The organism is Algoriphagus ornithinivorans, from assembly GCF_900115305.1.
GTDB lineage: Bacteria > Bacteroidota > Bacteroidia > Cytophagales > Cyclobacteriaceae > Algoriphagus > Algoriphagus ornithinivorans.
In genome coordinates, this window is record NZ_FOVW01000014.1 from 21,226 (window position 1) to 36,453 (window position 15,228).

General features: G+C 39.1%; 8 protein-coding genes. 7 read left to right on the forward strand and 1 reads right to left on the reverse strand.

The genetic code is table 11. The features are described 5' to 3' along the window. The first annotated feature begins 115 nt into the window (after positions 1–115). The 4 genes from BM073_RS17420 to BM073_RS17435 all read left to right on the forward strand — a co-directional run bounded on the left by BM073_RS17420 (position 116) and on the right by BM073_RS17435 (position 11,034). Complete coding sequence (locus BM073_RS17420; RefSeq protein WP_091655619.1) at positions 116–1,846, forward strand: tetratricopeptide repeat protein; 1,731 nt, start codon at positions 116–118, stop codon at positions 1,844–1,846. Between the two features lie 489 nt (positions 1,847–2,335). After that, positions 2,336–5,590: a SusC/RagA family TonB-linked outer membrane protein gene (locus BM073_RS17425; protein WP_091655620.1), complete on the forward strand. Its 3,255-nt coding sequence runs from the start codon at positions 2,336–2,338 to the stop codon at positions 5,588–5,590. A gap of 53 nt (positions 5,591–5,643) precedes the next feature. Further along, positions 5,644–7,377 (forward strand): RagB/SusD family nutrient uptake outer membrane protein, encoded by a 1,734-nt coding sequence (locus tag BM073_RS17430; protein ID WP_091655621.1) that lies wholly within the window; start codon positions 5,644–5,646, stop codon positions 7,375–7,377. Positions 7,378–7,515: 138 nt separating this feature from the next. Continuing rightward, positions 7,516–11,034, forward strand: a complete 3,519-nt coding sequence (locus tag BM073_RS17435; RefSeq protein WP_091655622.1) for a VCBS repeat-containing protein — start codon at positions 7,516–7,518, stop codon at positions 11,032–11,034. Here BM073_RS17435 and BM073_RS17440 read toward each other — a convergent pair whose 3' ends face one another. After that, the gene (locus BM073_RS17440; protein ID WP_091655623.1) at positions 11,035–11,796 is read right to left on the reverse strand and encodes a creatininase family protein; all 762 of its coding nucleotides are present in this window, start codon (positions 11,794–11,796) and stop codon (positions 11,035–11,037) included. A gap of 84 nt (positions 11,797–11,880) precedes the next feature. Here BM073_RS17440 and BM073_RS17445 point away from each other — a divergent pair, with 84 nt between their 5' ends. Genes BM073_RS17445 through BM073_RS17455 form a run of 3 tightly spaced genes read left to right on the forward strand, consistent with a single transcriptional unit; the run spans position 11,881 to position 15,144 of the window. Beyond that, on the forward strand, positions 11,881–12,861 hold the full coding sequence (locus tag BM073_RS17445) for an isoaspartyl peptidase/L-asparaginase family protein (RefSeq protein WP_091655624.1): 981 nt from the start codon (positions 11,881–11,883) through the stop codon (positions 12,859–12,861). Between the two features lies 1 nt (position 12,862). Next, positions 12,863–13,606 carry a copper homeostasis protein CutC gene (locus BM073_RS17450; protein WP_091655664.1) on the forward strand — a complete coding sequence of 248 codons (744 nt, stop codon included), beginning with the start codon at positions 12,863–12,865 and terminating at the stop codon, positions 13,604–13,606. Continuing rightward, positions 13,603–15,144 (forward strand): FG-GAP repeat domain-containing protein, encoded by a 1,542-nt coding sequence (locus BM073_RS17455; RefSeq protein ID WP_091655625.1) that lies wholly within the window; start codon positions 13,603–13,605, stop codon positions 15,142–15,144. The genes BM073_RS17450 and BM073_RS17455 overlap by 4 nt, the downstream gene beginning before the upstream one ends. The last annotated feature ends 84 nt before the right edge of the window (positions 15,145–15,228 follow it).

Sequence of the window (15,228 nt, forward strand, 5' to 3'; positions counted from 1 at the left end):
TTGATGGTTTAGTTTGGTTGTAAGTTACAAAAATTCAATTTAGGATAACAAAAGCAAAATGTCTGCCCGATTGTTTTCAAAGAAAATAAAAATATTCAATTTTCTCATTTTGAGTATGTTAGTTCAGTTCTCCTTCGGGCAGGACTTACGTTTTCTCAATGATATTGATGTTAAGCAAGAAAAACTGGTTTATCTGCGAGACTCTGTGAGATTTACAGTGAAAGGAAAAATTCCAATTGAATCTGTAATGACTCCCAGAAACCCACAGCTGAGGCTTGTGTGGAAATCTGAGACAGATAGCATCAATTTTGGAATGTTGAGTTTAAAGAAAAACCTTTCTGACTACTCTGTAGAGAAGGATTTCAAGGTCCCATTTAAGCCCTGGATGGAATCAGCGGCTTTGGAGGCTCGATTTTTTCAAGGTAAAAAAGCCAGTAATCAACCCTACGAAATTAAGGTTTTAAAAAAGGGGGTTGACACAACTCCTTTTTTAGCAAAAATAGGAAGAGTAGTTCCTGATGAACAGATCCCTACTGTTGGATTGGTTATTCCGGTTGGAGTGACAGGACGAGAAGCGGTTAGAAACAGAGAATTTCAGTTTTTTTTCAATCCAGGTGAATCGACTTATTTAAAAAACTCCTCAAATGAATCAGTTTTTGGGGATATGACTTCCTTTTTGACTGAAAATCCTGCTATCGTTTCAGTGAAAATTACGGGTTTGCAATCCCCGGAACAAAAAGAGGGAAGAAGCAGTCGTTTGGGAATGGATAGGGCAACGACCATAAAAAACGAAATTGTCAAAAGAAATTTATTACTCAGAGATACCATAATTCAAGTCTCCTCACGATGGAATGATTGGTTTGATCTTCGACTTCTCTTAAGGGATTTCCCTGAACTTTCGACCTCACAAAAAGACAGCTACTATGCGATTTTGATGAATGGGGAAGATTTTTTAACGCAGCAGGAACAATTGAGATCAATTAATGGCTTCGATCAGCTTTCCCGTCAGTTGTTTCCCAAGTTAAGAGTAGCGAAAGTAGAAATAATAGCAAAACCTGGATCAGGATTGGGAACTGAAAAGACTGCCATTTTACGGCAAGAGCTAGAAGAGAATATTGCAACCTCCAAACTTTCATTTCTAGACTGGGCTATTGCTGGAGAGACTGCTCCGAGATTGGAAGAGAAAGCGAGGATTTATTCTAAAATGACTACGTTATTTAGGTCGCCACTTCCTTATAATAATTTAGGATTGGTAAGGATAAGAGAGGCTCAGCGAACCTTGGATAGAGATGTTCAGGAAAATCTTTGGAATGAAGCCGAGTGGTTATTGCAACAGGCCATTAAACTTGAAAATAATCCCTACTCACTTCATAACTTGGGTCAGATTTATGCCTTGAAAGGAAATTATTGGGAAGCATATAAATATCTTTCAGAGGCCTCTGTTTTAACTAGAGATCCTGAGTTTTTGATGGTAAACGAAAGCTTGAGAGGTGCTCTGGATATTTTGAGGGGTGATTATAAGTTGGCAACCTTGAGATATGATTATGCATTTACTGATCCTGCGGACTTTTTTAATAAGGGGCTGGCTTATTTTTTAGCGGGTAATTACGGAGAGGCTTCCCTTGCCTTTGAAGAATCTGTGATTCGAAGTAGAGATTTTGGCTATGGTTATTATGGCTTGGCTCTGGTTGCCATAAATAGTGGACAAAAAGAAATCGCCATGATCCAATTGGAAAAAGCAGTAGCTGCCAATGAATCCATTTATTTAAAAGCCTTGATAGATCCAAATTTCGATGAATTAAGAGGAATTCCTGAATTTTTTCAGATACTGAGAAGGAATAAATAAAATTTTTGAAATAGTTTTATTTTCTGTTTTGGGTTAAAAAGTTTCGCTTTTTTGGAGAAATTTTTCAAAAAAGGCTGAAAACAGGTTTTCTTTCAGCTATAAAACATCTAAATTGTTATGAGTATTACTAAAAACGTGGAATAATGTCTTTCTGAAAGACTCAAATCGCCAAATAATATTTAACCTCTAGAAATTTGATATTTGTTTAAGAATAATTAACATTGATGATTAAGATTACAATGAAACCCAAAATTCTGCCTATGACCTATACTACCTAGCTATTTTCCATCTCTCAAATGGCATCGCTGGATGCTCTCAAACCTAAGAGGAATCTCTCCTTTTGCAGGTATTCGTACCACGGTATAACGGCAATAGAGCTCTGAAATTCAGACAATACCTATTGCAATTATTTTAAGAATAATCGCAAACGATTGCACAAATCAATTAACAAACAAGTATTTGAGATTAATCTTGTTACCCAATCTATCTATGTTTATGAAAAATGTTTACAAAAGTCTAAGCGCTTTAATATTGCTCTTAGTATTTGCCAGTTCGGTTGCCATGGCGCAACGCGTAGTTACTGGTACTGTGCTAGATGAGTATGATGTGGGGCTACCGGGTGTTTCTGTTTTAGTGAAAGGAACAACCACGGGAACCGCCACAGACATTGACGGGAAATTCTCCCTTAATGTGCCTAATGATCAGGCAGTTCTAGTTTTCTCCTTCATCGGCTACGCCAAAATCGAGCAGGTTGTAGGAAATAGAAGTGTTGTTAATGTCAAAATGAAACCTGATGAGCAAACTCTTACGGAGTTGGTTGTAACAGGTTATACAATTGATAGCCGTAGAGAAACTACAGGTGCTATCGCCACAGTCGATCCAAAGGACTTGACAGTAATACCAACTGGTAATATTGAGCAAACCCTTCAAGGTCGAGTTTCAGGTGTTACCGTAATTACAAACGGTCAGCCAGGTACTTCTTCTATCATTCGTGTTCGTGGTTTCGGTGCCTTTGGAGGTAATGAGCCACTTTATGTTGTGGATGGGGTTCCAGTTGGATCAACTGACTTCTTAAATCCGGATGATATCGAGTCAACTACTGTATTGAAAGATGCAGCAGCAGCTTCTATCTACGGTGCTAGAGCAGCAAACGGTGTAATTATCTATACTACTAAAAGAGGTAGAAGAGGTAACCAAAAATTAAGAGTAGATTATAATGGTATGTTCGGTTTGACCACTCCGGGTGAAGGACTTGACATGATGAATCCTCAGGATTTTGCAACCTATACTTGGCTAGCTGAAACAAACCAAGCTCGAATTGACGGTAGAACTCCAAATTATGGACACCCTCAGTTTGGAACAGGAGCAACACCTGTATTGCCATATTATATTAATGTGGGTGGAGCTGCAGGTGTCTCTGGTCCTTTCTCTCCTCAAAGAATTGAAGAAGAAAGAGCAAAATACAATATTGACCCTACAAAAGGTCCAGTTTACCAGTTGGTAAGAGCTGCTACAGGAGAAGGTACCGATTGGTATCAGGCTTTAACGAGAAATGCTCCTTTGAACAGACATTCAATTGGTTTGAATGGTGGATCTGAAACAAGCAGATTCTTCATCGGTATGGGATATCAGGATCAAGCTGGTATCATGATCGTGAATAACTTTAGAAGATTGACATTCAGAGCTAACTCTGAATTTGATGTAACCAAGAAATTCAGAATCGGTGAAAACTTCCAAGCTACCTACCGTCAGGTATTAGGTCAGCAAGGTGGTACCGGTGGTCGTGGTGTATCAGATGATGAAAATGATATTCTTCAAGCTTTCCGTATGCCTTCTATCATTCCGGTTTACGATGAATTTGGTGGATATGCAGGTACTGCGGCAAGAGGTTTCAACAACCCAAGAAACCCAGTTGCTAACAGAGACGGTCAGAGAGACAACAGAAACTTTAACGCGAATGTCTTCGGTAATATTTATGCTGAATACGATTTGATGGAAGATTTGAGATTCAGATCTAGCATCGGTGGTCAGTATAACAACTATTACTACTGGGGTTATTCCAGATTGCAGTATGAAAACTCTGAAAACAACTCTGCATTTGGATATAACGAAGGCTCAGGATTCAATTTTGCCTGGACCTTTACCAATACTTTATCTTGGAAGAAAACCTTTGATAAGCACGCATTTGACGTGATCTTAGGTCAGGAAGCCTTGAATACAGGTGCTGGTAGATTTATCGACGCTTCTGGTCAGAATCCATTCTCAAGAGATCCAGACTTCGTAAATATCTCCAACTTGCCTGTTTCAACCAGACAAGTAAACTCTGGACTATTTAGAGGTGTAAACTTCTACTCTCTATTTGGTCGTGTGAATTATACTTTCAACGATAAGTACTTATTCAGTGCTGTTGTGCGTAGAGATGGATCTTCAAGGTTCGGTGCAAACAACAGATATGGTGTATTCCCTGCGTTTTCTGCAGCTTGGAGACTTTCTTCTGAGCAATTCTTGCAATCAGCTACTTGGATTGATGATTTGAAAATCCGTGGTGGATGGGGACAAATGGGTAACTCCAATAACGTGGATCCAAACAACCAGTTCTCTCTATTTGGAGGAACAGTGGGAGCTTCTTCTTACGATATAGGTGGTACTAACTCTTCTGCGATTATTGGATTCAGAAGAACAAGAATCGGTAACCCTAATGCACAGTGGGAAACTGCTGTTACTCAAAACATCGGTTTTGATGGTACATTCTTCAACGGTCGTTTGGATGTAATTTTTGACTGGTGGAGAAAAGATACTAAAGACTTATTGTTTACTGTTCCAATTCCATTGACAGCTGGTAGTAACGCGGCAGCGCCTGCGGTAAACATCGGTGAAATGTTGAATAGAGGTTTAGACCTTTTGGTAACAACCAGAGGTAACCTTTCTTCTTCATTGACTTATGAGTTGACAGTAACAGGATCTACTTTGAAAAATGAGATCGTATCTCTTGCTCCAGGTTTGGAAATCATTACTTCCGTAAACCCAGCGTATAGAGGTATTCGTCCTATCCGTAACCAAGTTGGACAGCCTTTGTCTACTTTCTTCGGATATAAAGTAGTAGGTCTATTCCAAAGCCAAGAGGATGTGAATTCTCACGCTACTCAGGCTGGTGCCGCTCCTGGTAGATTCAAGTATGAAGATACAGATGGTGATGGCGTAATTACTCCTGAGGATAGACAAGTTCTTGGTAATCCAATTCCTGACTTTACTGGTGGTGTAAACTTCACAGTAGGTTACAAAGGATTTGACTTATCAGCTTACTTGTATACTTCTATCGGAAACGAAGTATGGAACCAGTCTAAGTGGTTTACTGACTTCTTCTCTACATTCGAAGGAGCAGCTATTTCTGAAAGATTGAAAAATGCTTGGAGCCCATCCAATACCAGTGCTACTATTCCAATCGTAGACCGTTCTTCTACATTCTCTACTTCAACAGTTGAGAATAGCTACTATGTAGAAGATGGATCTTATTTGAGATTGCAGAACGTGACTTTAGGTTACACGCTTCCTCAAAACTTACTTCAGAGATGGAGAATAGAAAGATTGAGAGTATTTGCATCTGCAAACAACTTGTTTACAATCACAGGATATCAGGGTCTTGACCCTGCGGTAGGTGGTGACGCTGACTTGACATTTGGTATCGACGTAGGTAACTATCCTGTTACCAGAGGTTATACTTTAGGTCTGAATGTCAGCTTCTAAGCTAAACACATTAAAGCGAATCGAGTTATAGAAACTATAATAGATTAAATCAAATGAACAATTTTAAATTAAAAATCGGAGCCCTATTATCATCAGCGATGATGATGGTAGCAGTGAGTTGTAGCGATGATTTCCTAGACGTTGCGCCTACAGGCTTGCTAGCGGAAGCACAGCTTTCCTCCCTTGCGGGGATTGAAGCTTCCTTGATAGCAGCTTATTCTCAGGTGAATGGTCGAGGAAACCGCTTGGGATCCCCATCCAACTGGGTTTGGGGAAGTATTAGAGGGGGAGAGGCTAATAAAGGTACCGACCCTGGTGATTTCACGACCATCAACCCAATTCAGCGTTATGAAAATGATGCTGCTGGCGGTGAAATGGGATCTAAGTGGAATGTATGTTACGAAGGAATAGCTAGAGCTAACAACGTTCTAAGACTATTGAATAATCCTGGCCCAGATGTAACTGAGGCTGATAAAAAGAGGATTAGTGCACAAGCTAGATTCTTGAGAGCACACTACTACTTCGAGTTGAAGAGGGATTATAATAATACTCCTTACGTAGACGAGACTGTGGATTATGGTAGTGGTTTGGAAGATGTGAAAAATGATAAAGACCTTTGGCCATTTATCGAAGCAGACTTCCAATATGCTATTGACAATTTGCCAGCTACTCAACCTCAAGTAGGTCGTGTTAATTCATGGGCTGCAAAAGCTTACATGGCTAAAGCTTTGCTTTATCAAGGAAAATTTGCTCCAGCCAAGTCTTTGTTTGACGATGTGATTGCAAATGGTGTTACTTCCAATGGATTGAAGTATGACTTGGTTCCTTATTATGATGACATGTTCAGAGGAGCTAATGACAACCATCAGGAGTCTGTTTGGGCTTATCAGTCTGCAGCAGGTACTGGTTCTGTAGCAAATGCAAACCCAGAGTTTGACTTGAACTTCCCATACAATACTGGTCCTTCTGGTCCTGGTAACTGTTGCGGATTCTTCCAGCCATCTTTCACTTTTGTGAATGCATTTAGAACTGATGCTAATGGTCTTCCTCTTTTGGATAAGTCTTACAATAATCCAGGAAACAGAGTAAAATCTGACATGGGCTTAAATTCCGATCAGGCATTTACTCCAGATACTGGAAACCTTGATCCAAGACTTGATCATACAGTAGGTAGAAGAGGAATCCCTTATTTGGATTGGCAAGATCATCCAGGTGCTGCTTGGATTAGAAATCAACCAAATGGCGGACCTTATTCTCCTAAAAAGTATGTTTATGAGAGATCTGAGCAAGGTTCTTTCCAAGATAACTCTTCTTGGACTCCAGGATATACTGGTATCAACTTCATGATCATCAGATTTGCTGATGTGTTATTGATGTCTGCAGAAGCTGATATCGAAACAGGTGCTTTGGAAAGCGCTAGAGCTAAAGTTAATAGAGTTCGTACAAGAGCAATGAACTCTAAGTTGATGAGAGCTGATGGTACTATGGCTGCTAATTATGTAGTATCTACTTACACTGCTCCTTGGACTGACGCAAGCGTTGCAAGAAGAGCTGTTCGCATGGAGCGTATGCTTGAGTTGGGTATGGAAGGTCATAGATTCTATGATTTGGTTAGATGGAATACAGTTCAGGCAGAGCTTGATTTCTACCTAGCTTTGGATGGAACTATCCTTACTGGAGCTCTAGGTGGAGCTAAGTTCACCGACAAATTCCGTTTGGTACCAATTCCTCAAGATCAAATTGACTTGGTAGGATCTGATATACTTATTCAGAACCCTGGTTTCTAATTTTCTGGAAACTATAATAATTAAGAAGGCCTTCGGGCCTTCTTTTTTTTGTCCTTTGTTTGTTAAAAGCCCTTTTTTATTTCGAGACTTTCCAGAGATATGCTAATTTCATAGCTGACTCATTCACCCAATTTACCTATGAAGAACCTATCCTTTTATTTGGCTTTATTTGGAGGAATTTTACTCCTTTCCTGCAAAAAGTCCGATACCTTATTTGAATTAAAATCACCAGAATCAACCGGAATTTCATTTAATAATGAGATTATAGAAACCGATTCATTCAACATATTAACAGACGAATATATTTTCAATGGTGGAGGTGTAGCAGTTGCGGATTTTGATCAAAATGGATACCCAGATTTATTTTTTACAGGAAATCAGGTTTCCAATAAATTATACCTCAATCAGGGAGATTTCAAGTTTGAAGACGTATCTGCTTTGGCAGGAATCGAAGCAGCAAACTTTTGGTGTACGGGCTCAGCCGTGGTTGATATCAATGGCGACGGATGGATGGACATCTATGTTGTTTCTGCCATGAAAACAGGACCGGGAGAACGAAACAACCTACTTTTTGTCAACCAAGGAAAAAATTCAGAAGGGCAAATCACTTTCAAAGAAATGGCAGAAAGCTATGGTATTGCTGATGCTGGTAATGGCATGGGAGCTGCGTTTATCGACTATGATTTGGACGGTGATCTGGACTTATATGTCTTGAATAATGAGCAAAGCAAAATCATTCCTTCTAATTATAGAGAAAAAATTACTGATGGTTCTGCTATCAATAATGATGCTTTTTATAGAAATAATGGAGATGGAACCTTTACCGATGTTACTCTTGAAGCTGGTATCACCATTGAAGGTTTCGGTCTAGGACTTTTAATCGCTGACCTCAATAATGATGGTTGGCCGGACATTCATGTTTCTAATGATTATGTGACTAATGATATCCTATATATCAATAATCAGGATGGGACTTTTTCAAACCAATCTTCTCAAAAGCTAAAACATCAAAGCCAGTTTTCAATGGGATCAGATATTGCAGATTTTAATAATGATCTCAAACCTGACTTGATCACCTTAGACATGCTGGGAGAGGATAATTATAGGAAAAAGACTACGATAGGTAAGAACTCTTACCAGGTGTATATCAGCAATGAACAATGGGATTATGAATATCAGCATGTGCGAAATATGCTACATCTCAATAATGGAGAAAAAGCCCCATTTAGTGAAATTGGGATGTATGCAGGGATTTATCAAACAGACTGGTCTTGGTCCCCTTTATTTGGAGATGTAGATAATGATGGACAAAGAGATTTATTGGTGACTAACGGTTTTCCAAGGGACATCACTGATAAGGACTTTGCAAATTATCGGGCTGACGTGGGGAGTATTGCTACCGTCCGGCAACTTCTGGATTCAATTCCGATTGTTAAAATCCCTAACTATGCTTTCAAAAATCAAGGAGATCTGACTTTCAAAGATTCTGGGAAGGATTGGGGTTTGGACAAACCATCTTTTTCCAATGGAGCAGCATTGGTGGACTTGGACTTAGATGGAGACTTGGATTACGTAATCAATAATATCAATGATCCAGCTTTTGTTTTTGAAAACAAACTGAATGAGAAAAAAGAAAAAGGCGGGTATTTAAGAGTCAAACTTCAAGGCCCTGTTCAAAACTCCCAAGGATTAGGCAGTAAGGTCATTGTTAGCTTATTGGATGGCAATCAGCTTTTCCAGGAGCAACAAGTTATCAGGGGCTATATGTCTTCCATCGAGGAGGTTTTACATTTTGGAATTCCAGCCGGCCAAAGTATCACAAGCCTAAAGGTTATTTGGTCTGATGGAAAAGTAAATGAATTGTCATCTCCTGAAGTAAATTCCAAAGTCGAGGTTTCATACAAAACAGCAAATCAAGGACCCAACCAATTGGCAATTCTTGATGAAAGCTCTGAGGACTCCTTATTTGAAGAGGTTTCTGAAAATATTGGGCTTATTTATGTTCATCAAGAAAATGATAAAATAGATTTCAATGTCCAGAGAACTCTTCCTCATAAGTTAACTCAATATGGACCGGCCTTGGCTGTAGGGGATATCAATGGGGACTTAATGGAAGATTTGATTATTGGTTCTTCCTCCGGATTCCATCCTCAAGTATTCTTACAGAGTGCAAATGGCACTTTCTCTCAAAGAGATTTATTACCGGGAGAAAATCCAAATTTCGAAGAAATGGGGGTTTTATTAATAGACTTGGATAATGATGGAGATTTGGATTTATACCTAGTCAGCGGTAGTAATGAATTTCCAACCAATTCTGCAGAATACACGGATAGGGTCTATCTCAACGATGGAGCTGGTAATTTCTCCCTCGATAAGAATTTTAACGCGATCAAAGCCAGTGGCAGTACTGTTAGGGCCGCTGATTTTAATCAGGATGGGTTTATCGACCTTTTCGTTGGTGGCCGAACTCCTATTGCACAATATCCTTATCCTGAGAATAGTTATCTGTTGCAGAATAATCAGGGAATTTTGGAAGATGTGACTGATCAAATTGCACCGGAATTAAGGACGGTAGGAATGGTTACAGATGCAATCTGGTCTGATGTGGATAGTGATGGATTGATGGATTTGATAGTAGTTGGTGAATTGATGCCGATTACATTATTTAAAAATGATGGATCCCAACTTAAAAAAGTTGAAACGGGATTGGAAAATCATCTAGGTTGGTGGAATTCCATTCAGTCAGGTGATTTTGACCAAGATGGAGATATGGATTTCGTGGTGGGGAATCTTGGAGCAAATAATCATTTTCATCCAACCTTCGAAAGGCCGGTGAAAATATATGCCAAAGACTTTGATAAAAATGGAAGTGTAGATCCTGTAACTTTTGCTTGGTATAAAAATAGGCAAGGAGCATATGAATCTTTCCCAAGTCATTTTTGGGATGATCTGTACGGACAAAGTACTCTATTCAGAAGGAAATTTGAGAGATATAAGCTATATGCTTTGAGTACTGAGCAAACTCTTTTTTCTGAAGAAGAAAGAAAAGATGCCTTGATTTTGACAGGAAATTATGATCGATCCTCTTATGTGGAAAATCTAGGTAATGGAAAGTTTAAAATTCATGAATTGCCAAGTTTAGCTCAACTAGCTCCTGTAAATGGTATTTTGGCCGAAGATATAAATCAAGATGGTTACTTGGACATACTCCTGGTCGGAAATGATTTTGGGAATGAAATCTTTATTGGAAGGTTGGATGCCCTGAATGGCTTGGTATTATTAGGAGATGGTAAAGGTGGTTTCACTCCAGCCAAGTCGGATAAGAGTGGTTTCATAGTGCCGGGAGATGCTAAGGCATTGGTCAAACTAAGCTCCGTTAATGGAAGCCCACTATACATTGCTTCTCAAAATAGAGGAGAATTGAAGGTGTTTCGTGGCAAAAATCAAGAATCTCAGTCTATTGAGCCTAGTCAGGAAGTATCAGCTATTTTGGTTGAACTTGAAAATGGGAAAACCCAACGCATAGAAGTAAATCATGGCTCTGGGTTTTTATCCCAATCTTCCAGAGAAATTATTCTTCCTAAAGGCCTTAAATCCCTTAAAGTAGTAGACTATACTGGAGCAGTAAAAGACTTTGACTTATCTGTTTTAGATTAATTAGCGATAGAGTTCATTGGAGTTGACAGAGCAAATGTCCAAAATTAACTCCGCAACTTTGTCTGTAACGTCCTCAAAATAGCGCCTTCCTTTTTCAGGGGAGGCTTTTTTTGGATTCCCAATTCCAGTATCCTCAGTTACCTGAGACCATTTTCTTTCTGCCCACGCCCATTTTTCCCTGACTCCGGCTATTACGGATTTCTTTTCTTTTCCATCTCCAGCTTCTTCAAGCGGCAATACTAATTCAGGATGCAAATGCATAATCAATGCGGTCTCCATTTCATCCGCATGATCCCCACTTTCTTCGAAGTATTGAGTTTTGTCTAAAGCCTGAAACCAATTGCAGGTAAAGAGCATCATGTCTGGATATTGGAGACCCAGTTCCCTAAGTGCAGTTTTAAAGTCATTTCCCCCATGACTGTTGAGAATAAGGAGCTTTTTTGTGCCTTGTCGATTCAATACTTCAATCAAATCCTTCAAAATGGCAAACTGAGTGCTTGGATTTAGATTCATGTCCAAATAAATATCAGACTGACCTGTATTGACCCCAAATGGAATGGTGGGGAGAATCACAACATTGCCACCTTTTTCCCAAGCTTTTTTTCCTGCTTCTTCGCCTATTGCATCTGCTTCGTACACATCTGTGCCATAAGGCATATGGTAATTATGAGCCTCGGTGGCTCCCCAAGGGAGAACAGCAAGGTCAAATCGATGTGTCTTTAGAGCTTTCCAATTTGCTTCTTTTAGGATATAGGGTCTCATGGAATTTTATAAGGATTTGTGCGAAAAAAGGCTTATTTAGGGATTTGAATTAGATTTTAAACCCCAAAACCTAAATTAAGCCTAATGTCCCAAAGAAGAAAATTTATCAAGCAATCCCTTTTAGGTTCTGCTATTTTTATACCTGGAGTTTCTCAAGCCTTTACTCAAAAAAAACAAGGATTAGTAAATGGAGAGAAGCCTTTGATTTTGTCAACTTGGAATCATGGCTTACCTGCCAATGAGGCCGCTTTGAAGAAACTTCAAGAGTCAGGGAGTATAGTAGATGCAGTAGAAGCAGGCGTAAAAGACACAGAGTTGGATCTTGATAATTTATCTGTTGGACTCCAGGGTTTACCTGATAGAGAAGGGATTACCACTTTAGATGCGTCCATTATGAAAGGTGACGGTTCTTGTGGTTCTGTTGCATTTGTACGGCAGGTTAAGCATCCTATTAGTTTGGCTAGAGCAGTGATGGAAAAGACGCCACATGTAATGTTGGCTGGTGAGGGTGCTAGGCAGTTTGCTATTGCTGAAGGTTTCCCGATAGAAAAAGAGATTTTAAGTCCCAAAGCCACAAGAGCCTATGAGGAGTGGAAAAAGACCAGCCAATACAAGCCGGTGATCAATATAGAAAATCACGATACTATTGGAATGATAGGTATGGATGCCTCAGGTAAGCTGGCGGGAAGTTGTACAACCAGTGGGCTGGCTTATAAAATGCATGGCAGAGTGGGGGATAGTCCTATAATCGGTGCGGGTCTTTATGTAGACGATGAAGTGGGAGCAGCTACTGCTACCGGATTAGGAGAATCGATTATCAGAATTTGTGGGAGTTTTCTGATTGTGGAGCTGATGCGGCAAGGAAGAACTCCTCAAGAAGCATGTGAGGAAGCTGTCAGAAGATTGATAGCCAAAAATAAAAAGGACATCAAGGATATTCAGGCTGGGTTTCTTGCTATCAATAAGGAAGGGCAGATCGGAGCTTATGCAGTTCATCCAGGTTTCAATTTTGCCAAGGGAACTACTCAAGAAAATATCTTGATTGACTCAAAAAGTCATTATTAGTATGGATCAGTATATTTTAGAAGCGCCCGTTTTCAATTTGAGATCTGCTTTAGATGCAGCTGATTTTGGAGTTCATAGATTGGAGTTGTGTGGTAGCTTCTTGGAAGGAGGGGAGACACCTTCAGCAGGTATATTGAAGGTTTTGAAAGAAAAGGTTCAAATCCCAATTTTTGTAATGATTCGACCAAGAGGTGGGGATTTTTGTTATAGCAAAGGAGAGTTGGAGGTGATGAAGAGAGATATTCAAATATTGGGAGAAATGGGAGCAGACGGATTTGTTTTTGGAGCACTTAAGCCAAATGGCGAAGTTGATAAAGCAGCATGTAAAACACTTTTGAAATCAGCAGTTGGTAAACCTTGTACCTTTCATAGAGCAATTGATGTCAGTAAAAATCCATTAGAAAGCTTGGAGGATATAGTGGAATGTGGATTTGCCAGAATTCTTACTTCAGGTACAAAAAATTCGGTTTCAGAGGGTATAAATACCATCAAGCAAATGCTCGAAAAGGCTGGAAATCGAATCATCATAATGCCTGGGGGAGGCTCAGAACCAGCACATGTGAAAGAGCTTCAATCTTTTGAAAATTTCAAGGAAATCCATGCTTCATGTAAGGTTAAAGTGAGATCCGAAAATCAGTTTACAAACTCAGAAGTAAAGTTTTCTCCTGACGAAAATTCATTCTTCGAGCATTTAGGAATTGACGCTGCTAAAGTTCAGAGTTTCTTGAAAGCATTTGCCTCATGAGGATTACCTTACTTCTTTTTGCAGTACTAGCTATAGGTTCATCTTGTGATCCTATTTCAGAGCGAAAGCAACCAATTCCAACTCTTTATCAGCTTTCACAAATGGACTTAAAGTTGGATGGAAAGCAACTTGCTGAAGTCTATTGCGGCAATTGCCATCTAAAACCTGAACCAGAGGTGTTGGATAAAGCTACTTGGGAAAACAGCGTGCTTCCGGATATGAGGATGCGGATGGGGCTTTATTTGGAGGAAGATTTTGGGATAACCTTACCTCAAGATAGAGGTATTCCAGATGGCATCTATTCCAAAATCCCGCTAATCAAAGAAAAGGATTGGAATAAATTGAAGGAGTACTACTTGAAAGAGGCTCCAGAATCGCCTTTGCCCCAACTAAAAAAGGAAATACCTCAAAAAGGAATACCTGGATTTGAAGAATCATTGCCTGTTTTTGAATTTATATTTTCAAACCTTGCCACAATGTTGGAAGTAGAGTCTTCTGGGAAAATTTGGTTAGGACACAGATTTAAAAAATTATTCCAATTGGATCTGAATGGACAGCCTTTGATTCTTGACTCAATAGATACACCTGTTGCTCCAGTATCAATTATTTCAGAAGGAAATGAGAGTTTTGAACTTTTATCCATGGGTTTAATGGATCCTGCCAATGATTCACTTGGAACCTTCAAGAAATTCAAGAAATCTAGACAAAACTGGACCTCGGAAGATCTTCATCAACAGTTGATCAGGCCTGTTCATATAAGTGTTGGTGATCTAAATGCAGATGGCATAGAAGACCAGGTAATTGCTCAGTTTGGCGATCATCTGGGAAAGTTGAGTGCCTATATCTCTGAAGGAAATGAGCAAACAGAAATAATACTGAAGGCCCTTCCGGGTGCTAGGAAAACCTATATTTTAGATTACGATAAGGATGGAGACTTGGATATTATTGGCTTAATGACTCAAGCTCAAGAGGGAATTTATTTATGGGAAAATGATGGAAAGGCTAACTTTCAAGAAAAAGAGATCCTACGATTTCAGCCAGCTTTTGGAAGTAGCGATTTTAAATTGAAGGATATTAATGGGGATGGTTTACTAGATATTATTTTAGTTAATGGTGATAATGCAGACCTTTCTCCAATTTTAAAAAACTACCATGGCTTGAGAATTTTTGTTAATCAAGGCGATTATCAATTCTCTGAAGAATGGTTTTATCCCATGTATGGAGCTAGCGGCGTTGAAGTTGCCGATTTTGATCAAGATGGAGATTTAGATATTGTTGCTATTTCATTTTTTCCAGATAAAGCCCAAGAACCAAGACAGGATTTGGTTTATTTCCAAAATAATGGAGGAATGAAATTTAAGCCGTACACAACTCAACTTGATTTTAAAGCGAACCTTTTGGTGGTATCCAGTGGAGATATTGATCAAGATGGAGATTTGGATATTTTGGCTGGAACATTTGATTTTGATGATTTGTATACCACTGCCAATAAAAAATGGACCCCAATTTTATTGTTGAAAAATAATATAATGCGATAAACATTAATAGCGGAATAATAAATTGTAATATATCTTTTTATCAATACTGAGTTTTAAAATTCATTAAATTTCAGTATCTTATTA

Coding starts and splice junctions, on each gene's coding strand:
- BM073_RS17450 (WP_091655664.1), top strand. CDS start 12,863: ATGGATCAGTATATTTTAGAAGCGCCCGTTTTCAATTTGAGATCTGCT.
- BM073_RS17440 (WP_091655623.1), bottom strand. CDS start 11,796: ATGAGACCCTATATCCTAAAAGAAGCAAATTGGAAAGCTCTAAAGACA.
- BM073_RS17445 (WP_091655624.1), top strand. CDS start 11,881: ATGTCCCAAAGAAGAAAATTTATCAAGCAATCCCTTTTAGGTTCTGCT.
- BM073_RS17435 (WP_091655622.1), top strand. CDS start 7,516: ATGAAGAACCTATCCTTTTATTTGGCTTTATTTGGAGGAATTTTACTC.
- BM073_RS17425 (WP_091655620.1), top strand. CDS start 2,336: ATGTTTATGAAAAATGTTTACAAAAGTCTAAGCGCTTTAATATTGCTC.
- BM073_RS17430 (WP_091655621.1), top strand. CDS start 5,644: ATGAACAATTTTAAATTAAAAATCGGAGCCCTATTATCATCAGCGATG.
- BM073_RS17420 (WP_091655619.1), top strand. CDS start 116: ATGTTAGTTCAGTTCTCCTTCGGGCAGGACTTACGTTTTCTCAATGAT.
- BM073_RS17455 (WP_091655625.1), top strand. CDS start 13,603: ATGAGGATTACCTTACTTCTTTTTGCAGTACTAGCTATAGGTTCATCT.